23 protein-coding genes are annotated in these 25,647 nt (G+C 58.9%); 12 read left to right on the top strand and 11 right to left on the bottom strand.

The genetic code is table 11. The features are described from left to right. Window positions 1-44 precede the first annotated feature (44 nt). Together JJQ51_RS14735 and JJQ51_RS14730 are read right to left on the bottom strand one after the other, a co-directional pair. The gene (locus JJQ51_RS14735; protein ID WP_113329533.1) at window positions 45-1,202 is read right to left on the bottom strand and encodes a patatin-like phospholipase family protein; all 1,158 of its coding nucleotides are present in this window, start codon (window positions 1,200-1,202) and stop codon (window positions 45-47) included. 37 nt (window positions 1,203-1,239) lie between these two features. Next, window positions 1,240-1,986 carry an acetoacetate decarboxylase gene (locus JJQ51_RS14730; RefSeq protein WP_113329532.1) on the bottom strand — a complete coding sequence of 249 codons (747 nt, stop codon included), beginning with the start codon at window positions 1,984-1,986 and terminating at the stop codon, window positions 1,240-1,242. A 206-nt stretch (window positions 1,987-2,192) separates the two neighbouring features. Between JJQ51_RS14730 and JJQ51_RS14725 the strand changes: the two genes are divergently transcribed. Both JJQ51_RS14725 and ppk2 read left to right on the top strand, forming a co-directional pair. Beyond that, window positions 2,193-2,981, top strand: coding sequence for a 3-hydroxybutyrate dehydrogenase (locus JJQ51_RS14725; RefSeq protein ID WP_113329531.1), 789 nt, complete (start codon window positions 2,193-2,195; stop codon window positions 2,979-2,981). Between the two features lie 96 nt (window positions 2,982-3,077). Further along, window positions 3,078-3,992, top strand: a complete 915-nt coding sequence (ppk2, locus tag JJQ51_RS14720) for a polyphosphate kinase 2 (RefSeq protein ID WP_113350693.1) — start codon at window positions 3,078-3,080, stop codon at window positions 3,990-3,992. A gap of 103 nt (window positions 3,993-4,095) precedes the next feature. On the opposite strand, the gene JJQ51_RS14715 is transcribed toward ppk2, so the two are convergent. After that, window positions 4,096-4,875, bottom strand: a complete 780-nt coding sequence (locus tag JJQ51_RS14715; protein WP_113350694.1) for a class I SAM-dependent methyltransferase — start codon at window positions 4,873-4,875, stop codon at window positions 4,096-4,098. 336 nt (window positions 4,876-5,211) lie between these two features. Here JJQ51_RS14715 and JJQ51_RS14710 point away from each other — a divergent pair, with 336 nt between their 5' ends. Beyond that, entirely contained in the window at window positions 5,212-6,495 is a 1,284-nt protein-coding gene (locus JJQ51_RS14710) for a cystathionine gamma-synthase family protein (RefSeq protein WP_113350695.1), read from the top strand. Between the two features lie 38 nt (window positions 6,496-6,533). On the opposite strand, the gene JJQ51_RS14705 is transcribed toward JJQ51_RS14710, so the two are convergent. Both JJQ51_RS14705 and JJQ51_RS14700 read right to left on the bottom strand, forming a co-directional pair. Then, window positions 6,534-6,917 carry a YybH family protein gene (locus JJQ51_RS14705; protein WP_113350696.1) on the bottom strand — a complete coding sequence of 128 codons (384 nt, stop codon included), beginning with the start codon at window positions 6,915-6,917 and terminating at the stop codon, window positions 6,534-6,536. 222 nt (window positions 6,918-7,139) lie between these two features. Further along, window positions 7,140-8,060, bottom strand: a complete 921-nt coding sequence (locus JJQ51_RS14700; RefSeq protein WP_113329525.1) for a LysR family transcriptional regulator — start codon at window positions 8,058-8,060, stop codon at window positions 7,140-7,142. A 135-nt stretch (window positions 8,061-8,195) separates the two neighbouring features. On the opposite strand from JJQ51_RS14700, the gene JJQ51_RS14695 reads away from it, so the two are divergent. Next, a complete protein-coding gene (locus tag JJQ51_RS14695) occupies window positions 8,196-8,969 on the top strand; it encodes an SDR family oxidoreductase (RefSeq protein WP_113329524.1) in 774 nt (257 codons plus the stop codon). 38 nt (window positions 8,970-9,007) lie between these two features. On the opposite strand, the gene JJQ51_RS14690 is transcribed toward JJQ51_RS14695, so the two are convergent. From JJQ51_RS14690 to JJQ51_RS14675, 4 genes are all read right to left on the bottom strand, one after another. Then, window positions 9,008-9,784 carry a FadR/GntR family transcriptional regulator gene (locus tag JJQ51_RS14690; RefSeq protein WP_113329523.1) on the bottom strand — a complete coding sequence of 259 codons (777 nt, stop codon included), beginning with the start codon at window positions 9,782-9,784 and terminating at the stop codon, window positions 9,008-9,010. Window positions 9,785-9,903: 119 nt separating this feature from the next. Further along, complete coding sequence (araH, locus tag JJQ51_RS14685) at window positions 9,904-10,860, bottom strand: L-arabinose ABC transporter permease AraH (protein ID WP_162748756.1); 957 nt, start codon at window positions 10,858-10,860, stop codon at window positions 9,904-9,906. Window positions 10,861-10,876: 16 nt separating this feature from the next. Then, window positions 10,877-12,382 carry an L-arabinose ABC transporter ATP-binding protein AraG gene (araG, locus tag JJQ51_RS14680; RefSeq protein WP_113350698.1) on the bottom strand — a complete coding sequence of 502 codons (1,506 nt, stop codon included), beginning with the start codon at window positions 12,380-12,382 and terminating at the stop codon, window positions 10,877-10,879. Between the two features lie 71 nt (window positions 12,383-12,453). Next, window positions 12,454-13,437, bottom strand: a complete 984-nt coding sequence (locus JJQ51_RS14675; protein WP_113350699.1) for an arabinose ABC transporter substrate-binding protein — start codon at window positions 13,435-13,437, stop codon at window positions 12,454-12,456. A gap of 379 nt (window positions 13,438-13,816) precedes the next feature. Here JJQ51_RS14675 and JJQ51_RS14670 point away from each other — a divergent pair, with 379 nt between their 5' ends. Together JJQ51_RS14670 and JJQ51_RS14665 are read left to right on the top strand one after the other, a co-directional pair. Further along, a complete protein-coding gene (locus JJQ51_RS14670; protein WP_113350700.1) occupies window positions 13,817-14,710 on the top strand; it encodes an aldose 1-epimerase in 894 nt (297 codons plus the stop codon). 55 nt (window positions 14,711-14,765) lie between these two features. Next, complete coding sequence (locus JJQ51_RS14665) at window positions 14,766-15,542, top strand: SDR family oxidoreductase (protein WP_113350701.1); 777 nt, start codon at window positions 14,766-14,768, stop codon at window positions 15,540-15,542. A 17-nt stretch (window positions 15,543-15,559) separates the two neighbouring features. Here the strand turns inward: JJQ51_RS14665 and JJQ51_RS14660 are convergent, their stop codons facing one another. Continuing rightward, window positions 15,560-17,764, bottom strand: coding sequence for a DUF1217 domain-containing protein (locus tag JJQ51_RS14660; protein WP_113350702.1), 2,205 nt, complete (start codon window positions 17,762-17,764; stop codon window positions 15,560-15,562). A 262-nt stretch (window positions 17,765-18,026) separates the two neighbouring features. Further along, the gene (locus JJQ51_RS14655; RefSeq protein WP_113350703.1) at window positions 18,027-19,034 is read right to left on the bottom strand and encodes a LacI family DNA-binding transcriptional regulator; all 1,008 of its coding nucleotides are present in this window, start codon (window positions 19,032-19,034) and stop codon (window positions 18,027-18,029) included. Window positions 19,035-19,235: 201 nt separating this feature from the next. Here JJQ51_RS14655 and JJQ51_RS14650 point away from each other — a divergent pair, with 201 nt between their 5' ends. The 6 genes from JJQ51_RS14650 (at window position 19,236) to JJQ51_RS14625 (ending at window position 25,621) form a co-directional block, all read left to right on the top strand. Continuing rightward, on the top strand, window positions 19,236-20,555 hold the full coding sequence (locus tag JJQ51_RS14650) for an alpha-L-fucosidase (protein WP_113350704.1): 1,320 nt from the start codon (window positions 19,236-19,238) through the stop codon (window positions 20,553-20,555). Window positions 20,556-20,589: 34 nt separating this feature from the next. Further along, window positions 20,590-21,375: a DUF4037 domain-containing protein gene (locus JJQ51_RS14645; RefSeq protein ID WP_113329515.1), complete on the top strand. Its 786-nt coding sequence runs from the start codon at window positions 20,590-20,592 to the stop codon at window positions 21,373-21,375. Between the two features lie 86 nt (window positions 21,376-21,461). Next, entirely contained in the window at window positions 21,462-22,676 is a 1,215-nt protein-coding gene (locus JJQ51_RS14640) for an ABC transporter substrate-binding protein (protein WP_113329514.1), read from the top strand. A 97-nt stretch (window positions 22,677-22,773) separates the two neighbouring features. Then, window positions 22,774-23,679 carry a carbohydrate ABC transporter permease gene (locus JJQ51_RS14635; protein ID WP_442967314.1) on the top strand — a complete coding sequence of 302 codons (906 nt, stop codon included), beginning with the start codon at window positions 22,774-22,776 and terminating at the stop codon, window positions 23,677-23,679. Then, window positions 23,669-24,523 carry a carbohydrate ABC transporter permease gene (locus JJQ51_RS14630; protein ID WP_113350705.1) on the top strand — a complete coding sequence of 285 codons (855 nt, stop codon included), beginning with the start codon at window positions 23,669-23,671 and terminating at the stop codon, window positions 24,521-24,523. The genes JJQ51_RS14635 and JJQ51_RS14630 overlap by 11 nt, the downstream gene beginning before the upstream one ends. 30 nt (window positions 24,524-24,553) lie before the next feature. Then, window positions 24,554-25,621: an ABC transporter ATP-binding protein gene (locus tag JJQ51_RS14625; RefSeq protein WP_113350706.1), complete on the top strand. Its 1,068-nt coding sequence runs from the start codon at window positions 24,554-24,556 to the stop codon at window positions 25,619-25,621. Window positions 25,622-25,647: the final 26 nt, after the last annotated feature.

Genomic DNA, 25,647 nt, shown 5'->3' with positions numbered 1-25,647 from the left:
CTCCTGCCCGATATCACTAGAGTCGAGCCGAGAACACCATTGGCTCAAGCCGGATCTTCCCTGTGAAGATCGTGGATGGCGACGGCATCGTCGCTGAAGGGTGGCAGCAGCCAGTCGGTATGGCGCAGCGTGCGCTTGGTATCTTCGAGGCCCATGTCCCAATGCTCGCGCATCGACGTGCCGGAGAACTCATAGTCCTTGGCGTGACCTTCGTAGTTCTTATGCTGATAGATCAGATGCACGATATTGACGACGCCGGCATCGGAATAATCCGCAATCAGCTCTTCCTCTTCCGCAGTCAACTGCTCTTTCGGAACACGCTTTAGGGCGCTCAGGAGCTTCATCTTCAGTCCGTGAATACGCTTGAAATTGTCGGTATTCTGCCGCGTGCGGCTCGAATACATGATGTCCTTGTGGCGCGAGAGCACGTCCGGCATGCTGCGCGGCAGGACGCCGCGGGCACTGAAAAGATCCACTTGGAAGACGAGCGAGCTGCGGTCCTCTTCCTGATCGAGCAGATATTGCAACGGCGTATTCGAAACGATGCCGCCGTCCCAGTAATATTCGCCTTCGATCCGGATGGACGGCAAGGCCGGCGGCAGGGCGCCGCTCGCCATGATATGCTCGGGGCCGATGCGCACTTTGTCGGTGTCGAAATAGACGAAATTACCAGTGCGGACATTCACCGCGCCGACGCTGAAGCGCTTCTTGCCATCGTTCAGCACGTCGAAGTCGATCAGCATCTCCAGCGTCTTCTTGAGCTCTGCCGAGTCATAGAAGCTGGTTGCCCCCTCGGCTCCCGGCAGCTCGAACCAGGGATTGGGAAAGCGCGGCTTGAAGAAGCCGGGCTGGCCCATGGTCATAGTCATCCAGGAACTGGTGCGATTACGGATATCGCGGAAGAAATCGCCTTCCGGCGTATAGGCCCAGATCTTGCGGCCGGAAATGATCTGCCAGAACTGCTCCAGACGCTGCAACCGCCGGCCTGGCTCGTTGCCGGCGATGATCGCGGCATTGACTGCGCCGATGGAGACGCCCGAGAGCCAGGTCGGCTCGCATCCCGCTTCGGCAAGCGCCTGATAGACGCCGGCCTGATAGGCGCCGAGCGCACCGCCACCCTGGAAGACCAGGGCAACGCGATCATATTGCGCGGCTATTTCCGGGATGGTCGGCGCTACCGCCTTGATATTTCGTTCGAGCACGATCCGTCTCCAGTATGGTCTAACAATAAGGCTTCGGCTACCTGCGCTCGGCGAGATAGTCGTGAACGACTTCGCCTAGCCCGAGCGTCAGATCGGCGGTAAAATGAACCGCCGAAACCACTTCCAGCACGGGCAGTCGCGCGACGTCGGCCATGACATGCGGCCGAAGATCGAGGGCAGCCGGCGAAGTCCAGGCTTCCTTGATGGTGATATCGGTCAGATAGTAGCGCACGAGCTCGCAGATACGCGGCGTGGCATCGACATGCGGCACGATCTTGATCAGGAAATTCGGTTCCGAGAGAGCTGCTAGAAGCGGTCCCTGGTCGATCGGCTTGTGTTTGTAACCCATCGTGCCCGTGGCGCAGAGAACGCTGCCGTAATGCAGCGTGCCGACGATGACTTCGCCTTCGTTGACGATCTTCGGATTGGCAAGCTTCTTCGGAAAGCCCCAGATCTCGCGCCCGCCGGTGATCGGCGCATCGTCATCAAGATACATGGAGTGGACATAGCCACCCTTTTGTCCGCGATAGGTCACGGGGATGACCTGTCCGGTCTCGGTGTAATCACCAAAGCCAGTGGAATCGGGCATGCGGATGAATTCGTATTTCACCAGCGGCTCGTCGATTTCGAGCGGCGCCGGGACGACCGCTTCAAGCGCCTCGCGCGTGGTGCGATAGGTGATGATGATATATTCGCGATCGAAGAACCGATAAGGCCCTGGAGGATAGGAAGGATTGGTCAGCGGCATCGCATAGGCATGCTTCAGAATGTCTTCGACCTTCATCGTATTGTCCGTCGTTGGAGGAAATCGCCGGGCGCCAGAGCGAAAACTTGCACGGTTGCATGACAGTGAAGTGTCAGCCAATGATTGGCAGCGCCGCGAGGCAAAACCGCGCTGTTATCAAAGCGACATATCAGGCTGGCAGTGTGCGCTCATCTTGAGCATTTCCCTCTACCCAACCATGTCATAGAGATTGCAGGAGTTGCATCATGGGTTCGTTGACTTCGAAGAATGCACTGGTCACCGGTTCGACGAGCGGTATCGGGCTTGCGATCGCCCGCGCCTTTGCCGCCGAGGGCGCGAACATCACGATCAACGGCCTCGGGGATGCCGATGCGATCGAAAAGGAGCGCGCGGCGATCGAAGCCGATTTCGGCGTGAAGTGCCGCTATTCCGGCGCCAACATGATGAATGGCGAGGAAGTGACATCGATGGTGCGTGAAGCCGAGGAAGCCTTCGGCAGCCTCGATGTCCTCGTCAACAATGCCGGCATCCAGTTCGTCGCCCCGATCGAGGAGTTTCCCGACGACAAGTGGGAGGCGATTATCCGCATCAATCTGCTTGCCGCCTTCTACGCCATCAAGGCCGCCATTCCCGGCATGAAGGCGCGCAAATGGGGTCGAATCATCAATACATCCTCGGCGCATGCGCTGGTCGCCTCGCCTTTCAAGTCCGCCTATGTCTCGGCCAAGCACGGCATTACCGGCCTCACCAAGACCATCGCTCTCGAGGCCGCGCAGAACGGCGTGACGGTCAACTCCATCGCGCCCGGCTATGTCTGGACGCCGCTCGTCGAAAAGCAGATCCCCGAGACCATGAAGGCCCGCAACATGACGGAAGAGCAGGTCAAGCATGACGTGCTGCTGGCCGCCCAGCCGACGAAGGAATTCGTAACCGTCGACGAAGTTGCCGCTATCGCGGTGTTCCTGTGCAGTGACGCCGCAAAGCAGATTACCGGCACGACGCTTTCCGTCGACGGCGGCTGGACCGCCGAATAACACCGCAGCCATAGCCGGCACATGCTTGAGCACCGTGCCGGCTCTCAGCAGCCCAGGGCTGCAGCATCAACATGAAAACAGAGCAGGAGGCGCACAATGACCGACGAAACCCAGGACCCGCTCAGCCGTATCAAGGATGAGATCGTCGACAGCTTCGACGAAGAGCTGGAGATGCAGCTCGAAGAGGACCGGCTGGACGAACTGGTCGCAGAAGGCCTTATCAGCGAAGGTGAGGCGACGCTCGACCGCCGCATCTATTTCCGCGAACTTTTCCGGCTTCAGCACGAGCTCGTGCGCCTGCAGGACTGGGTCCAATACAAAAAGCTGAAGGTCGTCGTGCTGTTCGAAGGGCGCGATTCCGCGGGCAAGGGCGGCGCCATCAAGCGCGTCACGCAGCGCCTCAATCCGCGCGTCTGCCGCGTCGTCGCATTGCCGGCACCGACCGAGCGCGAACGGCATCAATGGTACTTCCAGCGCTATGCAGCGCACCTGCCAACCGCGGGCGAAATGGTGCTGTTCGACCGCAGCTGGTATAACCGCGCCGGCGTCGAGCGCGTCATGGGCTTCTGCTCGCCGGAGGAATTGGAGGAGTTCTTCCGCTCCGTGCCGGATTTCGAGCGCATGCTGGTTCGCTCCGGCATCATCCTCATCAAATACTGGTTCTCGATCACCGATGAAGAGCAGGAATTCCGCTTCAACATGCGCATCCAGGATCCGCTGAAGCAGTGGAAACTGTCGCCGATGGACCTACAGAGCCGCGTGCATTGGGAGGAATATACCAAGGCCAAGGAAGAGATGCTGGAGCGCACCCATATTCCGGAAGCGCCGTGGTGGGTCGTCCACGCCGTCGACAAGAAGAAGGCGCGCCTCAACTGCATCGCCCATCTTCTGAGCCAGATCCCCTACGAAAGCGTGCCGAAGCCGGAAATCGTGCTGCCGGAACGCATGCGTAATGCAGATTATCACCGTACGCCGGTGCCGCCGGAAATGTATGTGCCGGAAATCTACTGATCAGGACCGATGAGGGGCCCGCTTCTGGCGGGCCTCTCTGAAGGATTACTTGAAAAACGAAATCCCTGTCACTCCGCCACCAGCAGGCGAGGCCGGCTCAAGGTCAGGCTGAACGATAGGCCCATTCGGACATGGCGCCCAAACCCAGCCGCCGCAAGAGCTCATAGGCGACTCTCCGGTTGATGGGATTGTGCAGCCTGAGAACTTTCGAGCCAAGAAAATCCATCTCCACATGTTCAAACGGCAGGAGATGTCGTGCTCTGCCAAGTGCGGCTCGATAGAGCCCATGAAAATCCCGGCGGCAGACATAGGTCTTGTACTTCGTCACACAAAAGGCGACAAAGCTATCGCTGTTTCTGCGCGGAAAATCCGAGACACCGATCGTCACCTCCGGCCAGGCCGGATTGAACGTATCGTCAAAGGCGATGATGCCATGATCGGCCAGTACGCTCTTCGCCAACCGGCTATCGGCAACGATGTGGCGAAGCAAATGCCCTCCATCGATACTGAAAAAACGAACCTGCCCAACCTTGTCGATGATGGCCTGCGGATCGAGCCCGGTGCTATCACCCGTTATGACGAGATCCTCATCAACGGGAATGCCCAGTGATCTTCCATTGTCGAGGAAGCGTTGATATTGCGCACCATCCGCTTCTATGTCGAAAAGATCGATCGCAAGCACATTGTCATCGGGTGCGCTGATCTTGCGCAGCAAAAAATAGGACCGCCCGTAGTAAACCCCGATTTCGGCGAGGCCGCCATAAAGTTTCTCCTGCCTTTGCTTTTCGATCAAAGACAGGAAGACAAGCGCATCCGGCGGATCGATGTAACCATCGATTTTCTGAAGATCGCTAAACACAAATTTTCGAACGCCCGATTTCAAATGTAAACCTCACTGGTTTTCTTCATGCATTTCGCCTCCGAGCTTGCTCATCGATTGGAACCGGTCGATCAAGAAACGCCCCGTTTCTGCCACGACTGCGGCAGCGAAGCCGGAAGCTCTCGAAAATTGGGACGGCACGGCCTCAAGGCGAGCACCGCTCACGAATATTGCGGCCTTTCTGTCGTATTCCGGATAGCCATGCGCGAGTTGGATAGTCCGGCCCATATTAGGATCAATGCCGAAACCACATCGCAGATGATGACGAATAGCGAGCCGGCATCCTAAGTGATGTATAATGTGAGTCTAAAATTCATATCATCGGCCGAGGAGACCGTCATGACTGCGCCGCATCCGTCCAAAACGCATATCGGCAACCATGCGCTGCATCCCGAAACTCAGATGCTGAATTACGGCTATGACCCGGAATTGTCCGAGGGCGCGGTCAAACCGCCTGTTTTCCTGACCTCCACCTTCGTCTTCAAATCGGCCGAGGACGGACGCGATTTCTTCAATTATATCTCCGGCCGCACCGAACCGCCGGCGGGCACTGGCGTCGGGCTCGTCTACTCACGCTTCAACCACCCGAACAGCGAAATCGTCGAGGATCGCCTCGCCGTCTATGAAAAGGCAGAAAGCGGCGCGCTGTTTTCCTCCGGCATGTCGGCCATCGCAACAACCCTTCTCACCTTCGCGCGACCGGGCGATGCGATCCTGCATTCGCAGCCGCTTTATGGCGGTACGGAAACGCTAGTCGCCAAGACATTCCTCAATCTCGGAGTAGCCGCCGTCGGCTTCGCCGATGGCGTCAACGAAGGCTCGGTGACGGCAGCTGCCGAGGAAGCGATGACCAAAGGCCGTGTCTCGGTCATTCTGGTGGAAACACCGGCCAACCCCACGAACAGTCTCGTCGATATCGCCATGATCCGCCGCATTGCCGATGCGATCGGCAAGAGGCAAGGACACACGCCGATCATCGCCTGCGACAATACGCTGCTCGGCCCGGTCTTTCAGCGGCCGATCGAGCACGGGGCCGATATCTCCCTCTATTCGCTGACCAAATATGTTGGCGGCCATTCCGATCTGATCGCCGGCGCCGCCCTCGGCTCAAAAGCCGTCATCAAACAGGTGAAAGCACTGCGCGGAGCGATCGGCACTCAGCTCGATCCGCATTCCTGCTGGATGCTCGGCAGGTCGCTGGAAACGCTGCAGATCCGCATGGAACGGGCAAACAGCAACGCACGGGCGGTCGCCGATTTCCTGCGGGATCATCCGAAGGTCGAGCAAATCCACTATCTCCCCTACACGGATCCATCCTCGGCAACGGGCCGTACCTTCGCCGCCCAGTGCAGCGGTGCGGGCTCCACCTTCTCCTTCGACATCAAGGGTGGCCAGCCGGCATCGTTCAAATTCCTGAACGCCCTGCAGATCTTCAAGCTGGCCGTCAGCCTCGGCGGCACGGAATCGCTAGCCTCCCATCCGGCAACGACGACGCATTCCGGTGTGCCTGTGGATGTACGCCATCGCATCGGCGTGCTGGAATCGACGATCCGCCTGTCGATCGGGATTGAACACCCCGATGACCTGATTGCCGATCTTGCTGCTTCCCTCGACGCCGCCTGATAAAGCCTATGCGGCCGAAAGACTGGGAGTGAGATGGATCAGGGCCGCACGGCCAGAAGGTTGGCATCGCGTGCGAGGCGCCACTCCCCGTCAGCCTCCTTGCGCAGAAGCGTGAGCGTATAACCCGATCGATGAACGGCGTCGCCACCCGGCGGTGTCACCGTCATGTCGATGTGATTGCGGATATAGGCCCAGTCGCCGAGCACCTGCAGTTCGACGATCTCGCTCGCACCCTCCATCTTCATGCCCTCCATGCCTTTGGAAACCGCGGCAAATGCCGCCTTGCCGAAGGGTTCCTGGCCGGGAACCATGAAGATGACATCGTCCGTCATCAGTCCTAGGACGGTTGCCGTATCGCCCGCCTTGCTCGCGGCAATCCAGGTTTCCACGACTTTCCGGATTGCCTTTTCATCGTCGGTCATTCCGAATTCTCCTCGATAGGCGCCGCGCTACCGGGCGGCTGCGATCTGCCCCCTGTCAGCGGCAGCCTGTCGGTTGAACAGGTTCACCATTGCGACCTATCCCGTGTGATCAATCGCCTGCCCAGATCTTGGCTTCCAGATCGACATCATAACGGCAAGTGACCGTAAACTGAACAAACAAGCCGTCCGCATCGTGGGCGTTTCTCACGTCCATCCGGCTTTTCATTCGAACGAGCTCGAGCGAGGGATCACGGTCTCCTCCAGGAGCGCCTGTAGCCAGTCGGCGAAAACATGAACGCGGCGGGAGAGATGCCTGCGATGCGGATAGAGCAACGTCATCTGCAGCGGTTCCGCCCGATGATCTGGCATGACCTCGACAAGTTCGCCCGCCTCCAGATGCTGGCGTAGGTCATAGGCCGGATTCTGGATCAGCCCCAGGCCAGCGACACAGCAGGCGATATAGGCCTCGGCGCTATTGACGGTCACGCGGCCTCGCATCGGCAGGCTGCGCAATACCCCGTCTTCCAACCATTCCCAGGGCTCGGTTCGCCCGGTCGAGGGCGAGGCATAATTCACGGCCCAATGGCGGCCGAGATCTTCGGGCGTTTGCGGCGTACCATGCCTCGACAGATAGGCAGGACTTGCGACATTGATGAGCGGCAATTTTCCGATCGGCCGGGCAATCAGCCCTGAATCAACAAGCGGGCCGACGCGCAACACGCAATCGACGCTGTCCTCCACCAGATTGACGGCACGGTCGGTAACGCCGAGATCCACTTCGATATCGGGAAACTGATCGAGAAATGACGGTAGCGCCGGCGCTATGATCAGGCGACCGATGCGGCCCGGCACATCCGTCCGCAATTTACCGGATGGTTTGGCGTCACTCTGTCGAAACAGGCTTTCCGTCTCCTCGACATCGGCAATTACCCTCAGGCAGCGGTCGTAGAAGGCCGTGCCATCCTGGGTGGGCGACACCTTGCGCGTACTGCGGTGAAGCAGACGCGCGCCGACGCGGCCCTCCAGCTCCATGACGGCAGCGGAGACCGAGGAGCGCGGCAAGCCCAACGTATCCGCTGCGCGGGTGAAGCTGCTGCATTCCACGACACGCGTGAAAATCCTGAAGAGGTCGATGCGATCCAAAAGCTATACCGCTATTGTCCGTTAATTCTGACAGATGATGTTAAATTAGACCGCTTTATCGGCAAATTCCAGACGATAGATTTGCTTCAGGAAGGGCGGCACGGTGCCGTCCCACTTCCCAAGGAGGGCTCTTTCATGACCGATCATTCGATCAAAGGGAAAACCGTCATCATTGCCGGCGGCGCCAAGAATCTAGGCGGCCTGATCGCCCGCGACTTCGCAGCGCACGGCGCAAAAGCGATCGCCGTCCACTACAACAGCGCCGCTACCAAGGCTGATGCCGATGCGACGGTTGCGGCCATCAAGGCAGCCGGTGCCGAAGCTGCCGCATTCCAGGCCAATCTCACGACAGCAGGCGCGGTGGAGAAACTCTTTGCCGAGGCCATTGCCGCCTTCGGCCGCCCCGATATTGCGATCAATACGGTCGGTAAGGTGCTGAAGAAGCCGATCGTCGATATCTCCGAGGCAGAATATGACGAGATGAGTGCCGTCAATTCGAAATCGGCCTTCTTCTTCCTCAAGGAGGCCGGCAAATCGCTCAACGACAACGGCAAGATCTGCACGCTCGTCACGTCGCTGCTCGGTGCCTTCACGCCGTTCTATTCAAGCTATGCCGGGACCAAGGCGCCAGTCGAGCATTTTACCCGCGCTGCGGCCAAGGAATTCGGCGATCGCGGCATCTCGGTGACCGCGATCGGCCCCGGTCCGATGGACACGCCTTTCTTCTACCCAGCGGAAAGCGCCGATGCCCAGGCCTATCACAAGGGCGCCGCCGCTCTCTCGAAGTTTTCGAAGACCGGCCTTACCGATATCGAGGATATCGTGCCCTATATCCGGTTCCTGGTCTCCGACGGTTGGTGGATGACCGGACAGACCATTCTCGTCAACGGTGGCTATACGACAAAGTAAACGGGTCGTATCTGCTTCCGGCCTGTCCAAAAAGCAGCCTATTCCGATCCGTCCTTCAGCTTAGCGGCACGCAGGGCGTCGCTAAGCTCCATTCTGGCCGTTCCGATGAGCTGCTCCATGGCAAAACGTGCAGCATCGGGCCGGCGCATGCGGATCGCATCCAGGACATCCTGATGGCGCGCGATCGCGTAATCATGCGACTGGCTGGCCCGGTTGGTCAGGCGAAAACTCGCGAGCAAAGCGGCGCGGATCGCAGTGGCGAACTGCCGGAAAACCCAGTTGCCGCTAGCATTGATGATCGCGGTATGAAACTCCAGATCTGCTTGGCTCCATGCCTCGTTGTCGCGGGCATTGGCAGCGACCATATCCTCGAAGGCCTCGGCAATCTGTGCGAGCTGCTTGGCCGTGGCATTAGCAGCCGCCTGTGCGGCGGCGGCGGGTTCCAGCACTTGCCGCGCATCGAGCAGGGAATCGTAGAAGCTGCGGTCATTGCTGAGTGCCAGGGTCGCATCGAGAACCAGCGGGTCCAGATAGTTCCAGTTCTCTCGTGGCAGAACAGTGGTACCGGCGCGGGTGCGCGAACGGACCATCCCCAGCGCCGACAAATATTGCATGGCTTCGCGCAGGCTGGTGCGGCTAACGCCGTAAACTTCCGAGAGTTCAGCCTCATTGGGAAGAACCGAGCCCTCGGCGAGAGAGCCCGAGACGATCTGGCCGATGAGCTTCTTCAACAGCTCCTCGCGCACGGTACGCCTTCCCTGCTCAGGCGCGGCCCCGGCCGGCGTCGTCCGTAAAGACCCCAAACGCGTACTCATCCCTAGCACTCCCTTCCGCTGACCCATCAGCGATCATGAGCGGCACCACGCCCCGGCATCAATGCGCAACTGCAAGCTCGATAAACTTCTCCCCAAACTTCTCCAAGGAAATCCGACCGTTACAAACGACTGCCACGCCCTACCGCGGACGAGCGCAGATTGTCCAACAGAACGGCAAGCAGCAGAATGCAGCCGCGCACGAGATATTGATAGAAGGCCTGGATATTGAGCAGGTTCATGACGTTCTCGGCAATGCCCATGATGAGGACGCCGACGATCACGCCAGTCATCGCTGCACGCCCGCCCGCGAGAGACACGCCGCCAAGCACGCAGGCCGAGATGACGGAAAGCTCGAGCCCGGTTGCCGCGTTCGGCTGGCCCGAGGTGATGCGCGAGGCAAGCAGAATGCCGGCAATGGCGCAGACGAGACCCTGCAAGGCAAAGATCCAGATCCGCATGTTGACGACATTGACGCCGGCCAGACGCGACGCCTCGGGATTGCCGCCGATCGCAAGCGTGTTCTTGCCGAAAACAGTGCGGTTGAGCGTAAAGCCGAAGATGATGAAGAGCAGCACCATGATCCAGATCGGCGTCGGCACCGTCAGAAAGCGCGACAGCGCGAGCTGATAGAAGGCCGGATCGTTGATGCCGACGGCACGGCCATCAGACGCGATCAAGGCGAGGCCGCGCACGATCTGCATCGTCGCGAGCGTGGTGATCAGCGCGTTGATGCGGAACTTGGCGATGACGACTCCATTGACGACGCCGACGACGCTGCCGCATATCAGCGCGGCGAGCAGGCCGAGCGGAATGGAGCCGGTGGAGTTCGACACCATGACGGCGATCATGCCCGAGAAGGCGACCGTCGAACCAACCGAAAGATCGAAGTCGCGCGAGGCCAGGCAGAACATCATCGTGCAGGCGACGATGCCGATCGTCACCACCGACTGCAGCAGACCGAGCATGTTGCGCTCCGTCAGGAAGCTCGGCACAAAGAGCGAGACGATCACGAAGGCGATCGCGAAGATCACCACGAGGCCCTGTTCGCCGAGGAGAATTTTTTTCAACGAATTCATCACTACCATTCCTGAATTAGATCGTGCCGGCGGCATTCTTATCGGGCAAGGCTGCGGTCAGAATGGCCCGTTCGTCGAAATCGGCGCGAGCGACATTGGCTGCGACGCGCCCCTGGCACATGACCATGATGCGATCGGAAATGCCCATGACCTCGGGAAGCTCGCTGGAGATGACGACGATCGCCATGCCGCCAGCCGCCAGCTCGTAGAGAATTTCATAGATTTCCGATTTGGCGCCGACATCGATGCCGCGCGTCGGCTCGTCGATGACGAGGACCTTGACGCCCTGTTCCGAAAGCCAGCGGCCAAGGATGACCTTCTGCTGGTTGCCGCCCGAGAGATTGACGATATCCTGCTTGCGGGAGGGCGTACGGACCCTGAGCTTGGCGATGAACTGATCGGCGACCGAGGCTTCCTGCTTCGGATTAAGGATGCCGAAGGGCGAGAAATGCCGCCGCGAAGAAATCGCAATATTTTCCTCGATCGATCGCCCCTGAATGATGCCGTCGAACTTTCGATCCTCAGGGCAGAGAACCATGCCGGCACTGATGGCCGCCTTCGGATTGTTCGGCGCGACGGCAACGCCGTCTATCGAGACGCTGCCCTGATGACGATGATCGGCACCATAGAGAAGCCGGGCCATTTCGCTTCGGCCGGCACCGATGAGGCCGAAAAAGCCAAGGATTTCGCCCTTGCGAACCGAGAAGCTGACGGGATTGCGCAACTTAGAACCGGAGAGGCCCTTGACTTCCAGACGCACCTCGCCGAGCGGGCGTTCGCGCCAGCCCCAAATATTGCTGATCTCGCGGCCGACCATTTGCGAGATGATCTGTTCGCGCGTCGTATCGGCAATGTCAGGATGATGGGCCGCAAGCTTGCCGTCGCGCAGCACGGTGAGGCTGTCGCAGAGCCGGAAGATCTCATCCAGGCGATGCGAGACATAAAGAATGACGGTGCCGTTGGCTCTCAACCGGTCGATCAGGGAAAACAGGATTTCGCTTTCACGTGACGAGAGCGAGGAGGTCGGCTCATCGAGCGCGATCACCCGCGCATCGACCATGACGGCCTTGGCGATCTCCACCATCTGGCGCGCGCCGATCGACAGCGAGGATACCTTTGCCGCAGGATCAACATCGATGCCGATTTCCTTGAGCTTCGTGCGAACGGTCTCGATCAGCATCTTGCCGTCGATCACGCCGGCCTTGCCGGGAAAACGGCCGAGCCAGAGGTTTTCGGCAACCGTCAGTTCCGGCACCAGCTGCAGTTCCTGATGGATGACAATGACGCCGGCATGAAAGGCATCGCGGACGGAGCTATAGTGTTGCTCCACGCCATCGATGACGATGCTGCCGCTATCGGCAGCCTGATCGCCGGAGAGAACCCGGATCAGTGTCGACTTGCCGGCGCCGTTTTCGCCCATCAGCCCGTGCACGGCACCCCTTTCGACATCGAAAGAGACGTTCGACAGCGCCTGGACACCGGGATAGCCCTTGGAAATGCCCTTGAATTCAAGGAAAGCCATACTTGCCCCATCGAGAGAAGGTCCGGCGGCATTTGTGAGGCCGCCGAACGGACATCATCCTGCCTGGATGATCATTCGATGCCGAGATCCTTGCGAACCTTCTCATAGTCGCCGCGCAGTGCGAGGGAACCGGAAGTGAGCGTGAGCTTCGGCGGCTCCTTGCTGTTGGCGATCCAGTCATACATGTTGAGCGCCGTCTCATAACCATGGCGCTTCGGTGAGATGATGACCGTGCCGAAGAAGCCGGTCGCGGCGGGCTTCTTGAATTCGTTGATCGCCGAATCCGCGCCGCCGATACCAACGCCGATCATGTTCGTTGCGGGAATGCCGACCGATTCCGAGGCGCGGACAGCGCCAAGCACAGCTTCGTCGTTAAGGCCGAAGGCAACCCAGTATTTGATATCGGCATGCTTGTTGAGAACGGTGGTCGCAGCGTTGAGCGCTGCTTCCGTATCGGTCTTGGCCTGCGGCGCGTCGTAGATATTCGCAGCCGGAAAGCCTGCGGCCTTCAGAACCGAGATCGCGCCTTCGACGCGGTCGACGGCGGTCGGCAGCTGATCGTAGGACACGCGGATCGCGCCGACATTCTTCATGTCCCAGCCGCGCTTCTTGATTTCGTCGACGATCGCTTGGCCCACGGTCTCGCCGATCTTTGTTGCGGAAATGCCCATATGCGGCACATCTTCGAGCGGCTTGCCCTCGGCATTCACCAGGCGGTCGTCGACCGTCATCAGCTTCAGCTGATTGGCGGCAGCCTTGGCAACGATTCCAGGGCCGAGCTTCACGTCCGGGGTGCAGATAATGAAGCCCTGTGCTCCTTGCGCGCCGAGATTGTCGACCGCCGACTGAACCTTCTCGCCATCCTCAGCGCCGATCTTGACGAGCGTGAAGCCCTTCTCCTTGGCCGCCTGGTCGGCGAATTTCCATTCGTCCTGGAACCATGGTTCTTCGGGCTGCTTCACGATGAAGCCGATCTTGACGTCCTCCGCGAAAGCAGAGCCGGCCGCCAGAACGGCAAAGGTGCCGGCAAGGATAGCCGCTTTGAAAAAGCGCATGATCTCTCTCCCTTTGTTTGCGCGTCCCCATCCATCTCCCGGGAACCGCTCGATTTCCGTAAGTTATATTGTAATATGAGTCAATTATTTGTATAACAATTAAACTGCATTTGCAGCCCAACGGACCCGAGACCTTGAATATGAAAAAACATCATACCAGTCAATATTTATGTATGATTATTTATGCCGTTGCGGCATTAGCTGATCGCCAAAGGCTCGCTTAAGATGCCGAACAGGGATATATTGCGGGATATACCGGCAAGAACCTCAGAGAGGATCCGAAAATAAATCATATATATCCGTTGACATGGGCCGAGGCAGATATAGGGTGTTGTGCGTTCGGCACCGGCCTTGGTTGTAGGGAGAAGGCAACCGCTTAATGACCATCATCGATTTGCGGGACGGTTCGCTTTCTGCTCGCGCTTCAACCTTCGGCGGCACATTGCTCGATTATACCTGGACGGTGGAGGGGCGCAGGATTGCGTTATTGAGATCCGCACCGGACGATGCGCATCCGTCCGCCTCCGCCTGCTATCCCCTCGTTCCCTTCGGCAACCGCGTGCGGAACAATCGTTTCGCGTTCGCGGGGCGCGACTATCGGCTGAGGCCGAACACGGCTTCGGATCCTCACTACCTTCATGGCGACGGTTGGCAAGCCGAATGGTCCGTCCTCTCCCGCATCGGCAACGAATTGCAGATCGGCTTTCATCATCGGGAGGGCGATACGCCCTACAGTTACGCAGCGAGGCAGATCATCGCGCTGTCATCCGAAGAGCTGATGCTTCACATGAGCGTTGAGAACACTGGCAAGGAGGCGCTGCCCTTCGGGCTAGGCTGGCATCCATACTTCCCGATGACCCCTGAGACGACACTCTTTGCGCCGGCGCAGCGATTTTGGACGGAAACGGAAGGCTGGCTTCCGGGAGAACGTACCGAGATTCCGGACGATCTCGACTTTTCCGCGCCCTCACCCCTGCCTCGCCGCTGGGTCAACAACGGCTTCGAGGGATGGAGCGGCGAAGCGGAGATCGTCTGGCCGGAGAGACATGCAGGCCTGCGGCTGACCGCCGACGCTTCAGTCAGACACGCATTCATCTTCATTCCAGATACGAACTTCAATCCGACCTTTCGCCATGATTATTTCTGCTTCGAGCCTATGTCCCACATCGCCAACGGTCACAATCTCCCCGACTTCGGAGATTTGAAAATCCTGCAGCCGGGAGAGACATTTGCAGGATCGATCCGCCTGCGGCCACAGGAATATTCGCGGTAGCCTGAGGGGTCGGCTGACCGCGAGATTTCCGCCCCAGCACAAAGAGGAACACTGAATGTCAAATCGCCTTTCGGGAAAACGGATCTTCATTACCGGAGCCGCGCAGGGGATCGGGCTGGCCATAGCCGAGGCATGCATGGCTGAAGATGCAAGCATCTTCCTGATCGATCGCGACGAAGCTCTGCTGGAACAAGCTGCGGATAGTCTGAAGGAAGACGGTGCCAATCTTGGCTATCAGGCGGCCGACATCACCGATGCCGAAGCCGTGCGCGTAGCCGTGGCCAGAGCATCCGGCGAAATCGGCGGCATCAATGCGCTCGTCAACAATGCTGGGGTCAACGTCTTCGCCGAACCGTTGAAGACGACGGACGAGGACTGGGAGCGCTGCTTTGACATCAATCTCAAGGGCGCTTGGAATTGCTGCCGGTCCGTGCTGCCCGAGATGATCGCCCGTGGCGGCGGCGTCATACTCAACATCGCTTCAACCCACGCCTTCACGATCATCCCGCATACCTTCCCCTACCCGCTTGCCAAGCATGCTCTTCTCGGCATGACCAAATCTCTGGGGATCGAATATGCCTCGAAGAACGTACGCGTGAACGCACTCGCGCCCGGCTATGTCGCAACGCAGAAGGCCATCGATTACTGGAACAGTTTCCCCGACCCGGAAAAGGCGAAGGCCGAAACGATGAAACTGCATCCGGGCGGCCGCATCGCTACCCCTCACGAGATCGCCATGGCAGCGGTCTTCATGGTCTCGGACGAGTGTCCCTTCATGAATGCCGCCTGCCTGACCGTGGACGGGGGCCTGAGCGTGTTGCAGCATCAATAGTATCGCAAACGAAGGCGCTATCGCGATCTGAGCTGGGCAATCGAGAGCATCAGATCGGCGCTCATGCCAATCCCCGATCCGCGCGTCAGGATGGCGGATGCGGCAGAGGTCGTATTCCCGCCATTTGCCGCATCATAGACGGCCGAGAAGCGCTTGAGCAGATTGTTCACCTTGCCGGCATCATGCAAATCCTTGATCGGGAATAGCTTTTCAAGCATCGCCGCCTGACGGGTCACATCCATGTTCGACATGGATGCGGGTAGCGAATAAGTCGTTTTGATCACATTGTAGAGCGCCGGATCCGACATGATATCGTAGACCGAATTGACCTGGGGTGCCTTGCGCTGAAAATAGAGAGCGAGACGAACACCTTCGTTGGAGCTTCCCTGCTGCGTCTCCAGGGTCTGATGAAGATAGAGATCGTTGGTGGCGAGACGCGCGCCCTTGTTCTGTCCCGGCTCGATCTTGGCCGTGGTCAGATTTCCCTTGGCGTCGAAATTGAAGGCGTTCACCATCGCCTTGAACTGCTGGCCTGCCTGCGTGTTCAGAAAGCCCTTGGCATCCTCGGGGTCCGCGGTGAAGGCCTTCTTCAAGCTATTCTTGTCGACCGACTTGGGATCGATATTGTTCGCAACGAGAATAAACTCCGTCAGCTTCTTGTCTGCGAGGAGTTCGTCGACCGTCTTGATCTTGGAGATCGACTTGCTGAATTCGGTCGCTGCGTCCTTCGCATCCTTGACCGCCTTATCTCGCATCTCGCCGGTCAATCCGAAGGTCTTCGACTTTGAATAGGCTGAGATCAGGCTGTTGATCGAAGTCTGGGACAAGGGCGCGACCGGCGCCCGCAGATTGCCCTCACTGTCGAAATTGAAAGCCTTGGCAAGCCCGACGAATCTGTCGTCTTTCAGCGAATTGACATAGCTCTTGCTGTCATAGGGATCGCTCTCCAGTATCTTGCGCAGCTGGTCCCTGGAGACCTCGTTCTTGCCGATCCCAAAGGCACGAAGCGCCATGTCCTCCACGGTTGGAAGATTCTTGTTCTTGGTATCGTTGGCGGCAAAGAAGTCCGCAATCGTCTTTATCTCGCCGACCGCGCTCTTGTAGTGTTTCTCCGCATCGCCGAACAGGTTCTGTTTCGCATCTTTCGCCTGGTTCAAATATTTGGTCGAGATGTCGTCGATGGCTTGCGGCGTCTGCGCCGGCTGACCGGCGGGCAGCGTACCATCGGATGCAAACTGAAAGTGCGAAACCATATCCGCCATTCCAGTCACGGCGGCATAATCGGAGTTCGTAAAAGCGAGGTTGAATTGGACCGGAGTGAGCTTGGGATTCAGGTTGAATGCGGTCTTTATGTAGGAAAACAGCCTGTTATCGCCGGTTATGTCGCTGAGCGACTGAACTTTCGTGATCGTCTGACGATAGTAATCGTCGTTGCTGGCGGCCGCAGCCGGGCTCAACAGGCTCGGGACCATGCTGTCATACCGCGAGATCATGGCCTCCTTCTGCTCCGCCGTCTGCGCGGTCGCACCGGAAAGCGTTCCGTCGGCATTGAAACTGAACTGCGACGCGATCAGCTTGTATGTCGGCTGCAGCGATGCCGTCGAGAAATTGCTTGCGGTGTTGACGAAGCTGTTCGGGTCGTTGACATCGCTGGTCAGAACCGACTTGAGGAACGCCTTCGAGATATTGTCCGGGTTTAAACCGTGCGCCCGCAGGATATAGTCCGTCATTCTGCTGCTGTTGACGATGTCGTCGACGTTCGACACCTTATCGATCCAGCTATCGTAGAACTTGCTTTCCTTCTTGGCCAAAGCCGTTTCATTGGCGAAAGATTGCTCATAGAGCCCGATCGTATCGCTCTTCTGTGAATCGCTCTGAGCCGATTGATTTTTTGACGTGCCGCCGAAATTGAAAGCGGCAGCGAATTGCCGGTAACGGCTGTCCGTCAGTTTGTTTGCAAAGCTGCTCGTGTCGCTAAGGTCGCTGGTCAGGACCTTTTTCATGAAGGCCTTGGCGTAGGTCATGTCCTCGAGGCCATAGGCCTTCATCGCATAGCTATACAGCTTGTAGTCGCTCAGAAACTCATCGACATTCTTAATCTTGCCGATATGCGCATCGTAATATTGCTGGTCGCTTTTGACCGTCGCCTGCTTGGCGATGCGCGCAAGCGTCGATGCCATGTCCTTTGTCGCGGACACGTAGCCGAGATACGTCGAAATCATAGATCGCCCCCACAGCGCAGTTCATCGATATTCGCCCCGCCTGAACTATCGCAATCAGACCTTGTGCGAGACTAGATCGGCAATCTGTGCTTTACCATTCGGTGTGATCAATCTCAGCTCCGCCATGGCGTTCCTGAAGCAAGACTACGACAAGGGGAAACTTCCGGCTCGGCTTCGGCAACCAGTTCTGAGGCAATCCTGAGAACGTTCGCCGCCAAAGCACAAGATGTCTTCGGCGCCCCAATGCAAGGTGCAAAGAGTTCTAAATTCTCCGACAGGAATTGCCCGGAACGAATTTCGGCGTCAGCACGAAATCCTGCGGCGGCTCGACCGCACCTTGCGGATTGGTGATGCGGTGCATCAGGCGTCTTGCAATGATGCCGCCGAGCGCCAGCGTATCCTGGACCACCATGGTAATGCGCGGCGTGATGACCGAACTCCACTGCACATTGTCGATCATGGCGAGCGAGATGTCTTCGGGACAGCGGAAGCCCAGCTCCTGCATGGCTTGCAGCGCCGAGAGCGCAACTGCGTTATTGGTGCCGAGGATCGCAGTGGGGCGTTCGGGCTGGATCAGCAAACGCATGGCCGCCTCGTAGCCGGCTGTGCGCGTGAACTGGCCGTCGACGACGAAATTCGGATTGATGTCTACGCCGGCATTGGCCATCGTATCGGCAAAGCCGCGATATCTCTCCGTCGCGGTATGCATATGGCTCGGGCCGGTGATGACGGCGATGCGCCTGTGGCCGAGCTGCAGGAGATGTTCCGTCAGCATCGCCCCGGCCAGATAGTTGTCGGAGCCGACGAAATCGCGCTCGATGCCGGCAACCTTCTGGTCGAAACAGACGATCGGCAGGTTCAGGCCGGCAATGAAGTCGATATAATCCCGATCATGGCCTGACGGCGCAAGCGCAAGGCCTGCGGTCTTCAGGCCGATCAGGTGCTCGACCATCGCCCTCTCGCGATCCGTTTTGCCTGAGGAATCGGTGACGACGACGAAGTGCTGATGGTCAAGCGCATAATTTTCCAGCTCGCGCCGGATATCCCCGAAAAACGGGTTGCCGACATTGCCGACGATGAAGCCAATCATGCGGCTGCGCCCACGCGCCAGGCTCTGGGCAAGCGGATCGGCAACGAAGCCGACCGCAGCGATCGCCTGATGAATTTTCTCCAGTGTTTTCTGGCTGACGCGCGCCGGATTGCTCAAGGCCAGCGACACCGTCGAGACGGATACGTCAGCGAGTTTGGCGACGTCACGAATGGTGGCCATGAATTTTTCGAACCGTTTCTATCGCCTCGAGCCTTCCGATCAAAGGCTCCCTTCCGTGAATCTCTGCCATAAATCTACCATTTGCCGGCCGTGAAGCAATATGCGGAAAGAGATTTCAACAGTGCGCTTGACATACCGGGCATGAGGATCAATTATCAAATCGAACCGGTTCGATGAAGCCTTAACACTTGGGAGGATAGTGTGAGCGACGCAGCGATCAGTGGCGGCCAGGATGTGGCCGACGGCAAGGCATGGTTTGGACACGACCGCTTCGGCATGTTCATCCACTTCGGACTTTACGCCCTCGGCGCACGTCACGAATGGCTGAAGAACCGGGAGGAGTTCACCACCGAGGCCTATCAGAAATATTTCGACAATTTCGACCCCGACCTCTACGACGCCCGCGAATGGGCACGCCGCGCTCGCGAAGCCGGCATGAAATATGTTGTTCTGACCGCCAAGCACCATGAAGGCTTCTGCCTGTGGGACAGCAAGGTCACCGACTACAAGGTCACCAACACACCCTATGGCAAGGACCTGATCGGCCCCTATGTCGAAGCACTTCGTGCCGAAGGGCTCAAGGTCGGCTTCTATTATTCGCTGCTCGACTGGCACCACCCCGATTTCCCGATCGACGGACATCACCCCCAGCGAAACCATCCCGACGCCGCCAAGCTCAACGAGGGCCGCGACGTCAAGCGTTATGCGAAATACATGCGCGATCAGGTGACCGAGCTTCTGACGAACTTCGGCAAGATCGACGTGATCTGGTTCGATTTCAGCTATCCCCAGCGCGTCTACAAGGGCCTGCCCGGCAAGGGACGTGCCGATTGGGAGAGCGACGACCTGATGAAACTGGTGCGCCAGCTACAGCCCGATATCATCGTCGGCGACCGCCTCGACTTGCCGCGCGATGCGGATCACATGCCCGAACTCGTCACGCCGGAGCAATATACGCCGCGCGTCGCACCGACCGTTGCCGGCCTGCCGGTACGATGGGAAGCTTGCCACACCTTCAGCGGCTCCTGGGGCTATTATCGCGACGAGACCAGCTGGAAGGATGCTGGCCAGCTCATCAACATCCTGGTCGACACGGTCTCGCTCGGCGGCAATCTGCTGATGAATGTCGGCCCGACCGGCCGTGGCACCTTCGACGCCCGCGCCATCAAGGCGCTCGACACCTATGGCGAATGGCTGCGCCTGAACGGCCGCGCGATCTATGGCGCAGGACCTTCGACCTATAAGGCGCCCAACGGATGCCGCTTCACGCAGAAAGGTAATCGGCTCTACCTGCATATACAGACCTGGCCCTTCCGCCACATCCATATCGAAGAGCTGGGGCGCAAGGTCAAATATGCACAGTTCCTGCACGATGCCAGCGAGCTTCATTGGCTCGACCCGGATGCGGAAGTCGACTCCAATGTGGGCGTCGCCGTCGGAGAGGGCATTCTGACCTTGGAATTGCCGGTGCTCAAGCCTGACGTCGTGACGCCAGTCATCGAACTGATCCTCAAGGATTGAGGGGGATAGCGAAACCCAGCCGTCCTGTGCCGCCGTGAGCCGCGAAACCGAACTCATAGCCGCGATGACCCCCTTGATCGCCGATCTGGCAGAAGACGGCAATGGTGCCGTTGCACTCGCCGGATCGCGCGGCAAGGGGAGGTCGGATGCGCAATCAGATTTCGACTTCAGGGTCTATGCCGACGCCTATCGCGGACCGGAGGTCCGGCAAACCGCGGCGTGGCGGCGTTTCGATGCCGCGCTGCGAGACTGGCAGGCCGAAGGCATCCGCATGGATGGCGTCTGGATGCGGCGGTATGCCGGCGTCCAGCGCGACCTGGATTCCTGGCTTGCCGGAGTGGTCGTGCCCAAGAGCTTCGAATGGACGATCTGGGGCTATCATCTGCCGACCGATCTTGCCAACCAGCAGATCATCGCCGATCCCAGGGGTTTGCTGGCCGGCTGGAGGCAGCAGCTGGCGCAATATCCGGAAGCGCTCAGGGCTTCCGTGCTCAGCCAATATATGGATGTCCTGCGCTATTGGGCCCGAGATTATCACTATGAGAGCAAGGTCGTTCGCCGCGACCTCGTCTTTCTCGTCGGTCTCACAGGCAAGCTTGCCAATGCCATTCTACAGACCGTCTTTGCCTTCAACCGGGTCTATTTTCCGGGCGACGGCTGGAATCTGCCCATGGCAGCCGAACTCGAACGGCTGCCGCCCGACTTTCTCCAGCGGATGACGGCCATTCTGGAGCCGGAGCAAGGTCCGGACACGTGGCAGCGTCAGCGAAGCGAACTGATCGGCCTGATCGCCGACCTGGAGGCGATGATCGCGGCGTGAACGAGCCGCAAGACCAAGCCGGAGGGGAGCGTCCGGATAGTGATGAACGTCACTGCAACGAAAGTCATTGAGGAGGAGGAACAATCATGAAGCATTCATTGATCTTTGCCGCCGCCCTTGCGGCGGGTTCACTACCCGGCATCTGCGCGCAAGCGCAGGATACCGCCGTGACCCTTACCTGGCAGATGTGGGGCGCGCCGAACGATGCGGAGCTCTGGCAGCAGCTGGCCGATCTCGTCAACAAGCAATATCCCGATATCAAGGTCAAGCTGCAGCTTTCGGGCTGGACGGACTACTGGACACGCCTGCCGGTTCTGGCAGCATCGGGTCAGGTCGCCGATATCGTCTCGATGCAATCGATGCGCCTGCCGAATTTCTCTTCGATCCTGACACCGCTCGATGATTACGTGAAAGGCAGCGACGTGAAGGTGGCTGATTTCGAGACATCGATCATGTCCGGTCTTTCGCAGGACGGCAAACTCTATGCGCTGCCCTACGATGTCGGCCCGTGGATGGTCTTCTACAATCGCGACAAGTTCGCAGCCGCCGGCTTGAAGGAGCCGGCCAAAGACTGGACGTTCGACGACTTCAAGGCCGACGCCAAGGCACTAACCAAGGATGGAGTCTACGGCTATGGCACCCAGGCTTTTGATTTCATCGCCGGCCCCGTCGCGCTCGGTGCTGATTATTTCAACGCCGACAATGAATTCGACCTTACCAATGCCGGCTTTGTCGATGCGTTCAGCAAATACGCCGATCTCACCGCCAAGGACAAACTCTCGCCGGTCTTTGCCTCCGCGGCCGATGCTTCGGCCGCAAGCGGCCGCTTCGCTTCGGGCAATGTCGCCATGTATATCGACGGTCCCTGGTCATTGATTACCGGGCAGGCCAATGTCGATTTCAAGATCGGCATCGCACCGCTGCCGCGCGGCAGCGGCTCTTCGCGCTTCATTACGGCCGGCTCGGGCTGGGGTATCTCCGCCACCAGTCAGCACAAGGATGCCGCATTCAAGGCGCTGCAGGTGCTGACAGGCCCCAAGGCCGCTGAAATCCTTGGCGCGGCCGGACGCGCACTGCCGGCCCGGCTTGCACAGCAGACCGCCTGGTATGATGGCGCTGCCAAGAATGTCAGCGGCACACGCGATACGCTTCAATATATATTTGCCCACACCACGCCGTTCCGCATCAACGAGAAATGGAACCAGTTCGAGAATCTGGTGATGCAATATGTGCCGCTCGCGCTGACGGGAGACTCGAAACCCGAAGGCGTATTGAGCGACATTCAGAGCCAGCTGCCATAGACCGGACGTCTCGTCGGCCTGCGGCCGGGCTCATCGGCTCGACCGCAGCGCCATCGCCGGAAAGGAGAGGCCCATGATGCTGGGCAAGCATACCGACATGATCGCAAGACCAAGGCCACGCTCGCGCAAATGGTTCAGAGGCGAGGGATGGACGGCACTGTTCTTCCTGCTGCCGGGCCTGATCGGCATCGTCCTGTTTCTCGTCCTGCCGATCCTTGCCTCGATCGCGCTCAGCTTCACCAATTGGCAGCTGCTCGGTACGCCGCGTTTCGTCGGCATTTCCAACTATGTGCGCCTGTTTACGACCGACCCGCAATTCTGGACGGTCTTGCGCAACACCCTCTTCTTCACCGTCGAATATCTTGTACTGAACATCATCATCTCGCTCGGGCTGGCGACGTGGATTTCGAGCCTGAAGATCGGGCAGCGTTGGTTCCGGGTGATCTTCTTTCTCCCGACCTTCACCCCACTGATTGCGATCGCCATGGTCTGGATGTTGATCTTCACCAGCGGCGGGCTTTTCGACAGTCTGATGGCCTCACTATCGCTGCCATTGTCGGGCGTGCTGAACGATCGCACACTTGCCATGCAGGCGGTCGTCCTCACCTCGATCTGGGCCGGCGTTGGCTACAATACCGTTCTCTTCAACGCCGCGCTCGACATGGTGCCGGCAAGTTACCTCGAAGCAGCCCGCATCGATGGCGCGACGGCCTGGGACCGCTTCTGGAAAATCCGGCTGCCGCTGATTTCGCCGACGCTGTTCTTCGGCACCGTCATGACGGCGATCACCTCGCTGCAGGTCTTCGACCAGATTTTCGTCATGACCAAGGGCGGGCCGGGATCGTCGACCGCGACGCTCGGCTATGCCATCTACCAACGCGGCTTTCAGAACTTCCAAATGGGCTACGCCTCTGCCATCGCCTGGGTGATGTTCGCGCTGATCATGGCGCTGACGGCCCTGCAATTCTGGTTCCAGCGCAAATGGGTGCATTATGACGCTTAAATCCGAAGCCAGAACACGCCGGAAGCTGGTGCTCGATGTCGTCAATCACCTGGCAATCACGCTTGTCGCCATCGCCTTTCTCTTTCCCTTCTTCTGGATGGTATCGAATGCAGTGCGCTCAAATGCCGAGGTGACGGCGATACCCCCACGTATCCTGCCCGATATCTTCGAATGGGGTAATTTTGCAGCTGCCTGGACTCAGCTGCCCTTTGGCCGCTTCTTCCTCAACAGCGCCATCATCGCGATCTGCGTGACAGCGATCACTGTCGTCGTCTCCTGCCTTTCCGGCTATGCCTTCGCGCGGCTGAAATTCAGGGCGCGCGAAACGCTGCTGCTCGGTTATATCGGCACGCTGATGGTGCCGCCGCTGATGCTCATCATTCCGCTGTTTCTGATCGTCAACAAGCTCGGTCTGGTCAACACCTTCCCCGGCGTGATCCTGCCGATCTCCTTCGGCACCTTCGGCGCATTCCTGATGCGGCAGTTCTTCCTCTCCATTCCCATGGAACTCGAGGAAGCCGCCAGGATCGACGGCGCGTCCCGCCTACGCATCCTCGTCAGCATTATCGTGCCGCTATCCATGCCAGCGATCGGGCTTCTGTCACTCTTCACCTTCATTGGACAATGGAACAACTTCCTCTGGCCGCTGATCGTCATGACGGGTGCCGACAATGCTACCCTGCCGGTCGGCCTCACCCTGTTCCAGACGCAGCAAGGTACGCAGTGGAACTATCTGATGGCGGGTGCGACGCTTTCCATGCTTCCGGGCATCTTCCTCGCGATCATCCTGCAGAAGCTCATCTACAACAGCATCGCCCTCAATGCGGGCATGGGCGGTCGCTGAAGCGCCCGCCGAATTTTGGGAGAGATATCCATGGCGAAACTGACCATTCGCAATGCCATCAAACGCTACGGCGCGCTTGAAGTGCTGCACGGCGTCTCCGTCGCCGCACAGGATGGAGAATTCGTGGTGCTTGTCGGACCCTCGGGCTGCGGCAAATCCACCCTGCTGCGGATGATCGCCGGGCTGGAAGGCATCAGCGACGGCGAGATCGAAATCGGCGATCGTATCGTCAATGATCTCGAACCCAATGAGCGCGATATCGCCATGGTGTTCCAGTCCTATGCGCTCTATCCGCACATGACCGTGCGCGACAACATGGCCTTTTCTCTGAAGCTCGCGCGCCGCAGCCGCCAGGAAATTGAGCAAAAGGTGAACGATGCCGCAGCGATCCTCGATCTCGCCGCCCTGCTCGATCGCTATCCCCGGCAATTGTCCGGTGGCCAGCGCCAGCGCGTGGCGATGGGGCGCGCCATCGTCCGCAACCCCGCCGTCTTCCTCTTCGACGAACCGCTGTCCAATCTCGATGCTAAGCTGCGCGTGCAGATGCGCACCGAGATCAAGACGCTGCACCAGCGGCTTGGCACCACCATGGTCTACGTGACGCACGACCAGATGGAGGCCATGACCATGGCCGACCGTATCGTCGTCATGCGCGGCGGCCATATCGAGCAGATCGGCTCACCGCTTGACATCTACGACGCGCCTGCCAACAGCTTCGTCGCCGGCTTTATCGGATCGCCGTCGATGAATTTTATCGACGGCCTCGTCACCGACTTAAACGGGACGTTGGGGCTGCAGGACGCGCAAGATCTGCATTGGCCGCTGCCGGAAAGCGCCCGCCGCCATCTCGGCCGATCCGTCCAGCTCGGCATTCGCCCGGAACATATTGCCGTCGATACGGATGGCGTGCAGGCCAAAGTCATCATCATCGAACCGACAGGCTCGGACACGCATCTGCAATTGCAGGCCGGCGCGCAATCGATCGTCGCAGCCATCAGGGACCGTCCCACCGTGTCACCCGGCCAGCCAATCCAACTGAAGATCGACCCGGCAAAGACACATCTGTTCGATCCGTCGAATGGCCAGCGCTTGCATTGAGAATGCTTCTCAGCTTGTGGCGGAAG

Source organism: Rhizobium sp. AG207R (assembly GCF_027109195.1).
In the GTDB taxonomy this organism is placed as follows: domain Bacteria; phylum Pseudomonadota; class Alphaproteobacteria; order Rhizobiales; family Rhizobiaceae; genus Rhizobium; species Rhizobium dioscoreae.
This window is presented reverse-complemented; position numbering and strand designations above follow the sequence as displayed.

Bases quoted from the DNA above. Each gene is read 5' to 3' on its own strand.
- araH (WP_162748756.1), bottom strand. From the start codon at position 10,860: ATGAATTCGTTGAAAAAAATTCTCCTCGGCGAACAGGGCCTCGTGGTG.
- JJQ51_RS14710 (WP_113350695.1), top strand. From the start codon at position 5,212: ATGACTGCGCCGCATCCGTCCAAAACGCATATCGGCAACCATGCGCTG.
- JJQ51_RS14660 (WP_113350702.1), bottom strand. From the start codon at position 17,764: ATGATTTCGACGTATCTCGGCTACGTGTCCGCGACAAAGGACATGGCA.
- JJQ51_RS14665 (WP_113350701.1), top strand. From the start codon at position 14,766: ATGTCAAATCGCCTTTCGGGAAAACGGATCTTCATTACCGGAGCCGCG.
- ppk2 (WP_113350693.1), top strand. From the start codon at position 3,078: ATGACCGACGAAACCCAGGACCCGCTCAGCCGTATCAAGGATGAGATC.
- JJQ51_RS14675 (WP_113350699.1), bottom strand. From the start codon at position 13,437: ATGCGCTTTTTCAAAGCGGCTATCCTTGCCGGCACCTTTGCCGTTCTG.
- JJQ51_RS14625 (WP_113350706.1), top strand. From the start codon at position 24,554: ATGGCGAAACTGACCATTCGCAATGCCATCAAACGCTACGGCGCGCTT.
- JJQ51_RS14655 (WP_113350703.1), bottom strand. From the start codon at position 19,034: ATGGCCACCATTCGTGACGTCGCCAAACTCGCTGACGTATCCGTCTCG.
- JJQ51_RS14630 (WP_113350705.1), top strand. From the start codon at position 23,669: ATGACGCTTAAATCCGAAGCCAGAACACGCCGGAAGCTGGTGCTCGAT.
- JJQ51_RS14705 (WP_113350696.1), bottom strand. From the start codon at position 6,917: ATGACCGACGATGAAAAGGCAATCCGGAAAGTCGTGGAAACCTGGATT.
- JJQ51_RS14725 (WP_113329531.1), top strand. From the start codon at position 2,193: ATGGGTTCGTTGACTTCGAAGAATGCACTGGTCACCGGTTCGACGAGC.
- JJQ51_RS14670 (WP_113350700.1), top strand. From the start codon at position 13,817: ATGACCATCATCGATTTGCGGGACGGTTCGCTTTCTGCTCGCGCTTCA.
- JJQ51_RS14690 (WP_113329523.1), bottom strand. From the start codon at position 9,784: ATGAGTACGCGTTTGGGGTCTTTACGGACGACGCCGGCCGGGGCCGCG.
- JJQ51_RS14640 (WP_113329514.1), top strand. From the start codon at position 21,462: ATGAAGCATTCATTGATCTTTGCCGCCGCCCTTGCGGCGGGTTCACTA.
- JJQ51_RS14695 (WP_113329524.1), top strand. From the start codon at position 8,196: ATGACCGATCATTCGATCAAAGGGAAAACCGTCATCATTGCCGGCGGC.
- JJQ51_RS14730 (WP_113329532.1), bottom strand. From the start codon at position 1,986: ATGAAGGTCGAAGACATTCTGAAGCATGCCTATGCGATGCCGCTGACC.
- araG (WP_113350698.1), bottom strand. From the start codon at position 12,382: ATGGCTTTCCTTGAATTCAAGGGCATTTCCAAGGGCTATCCCGGTGTC.
- JJQ51_RS14635 (WP_442967314.1), top strand. From the start codon at position 22,774: ATGATCGCAAGACCAAGGCCACGCTCGCGCAAATGGTTCAGAGGCGAG.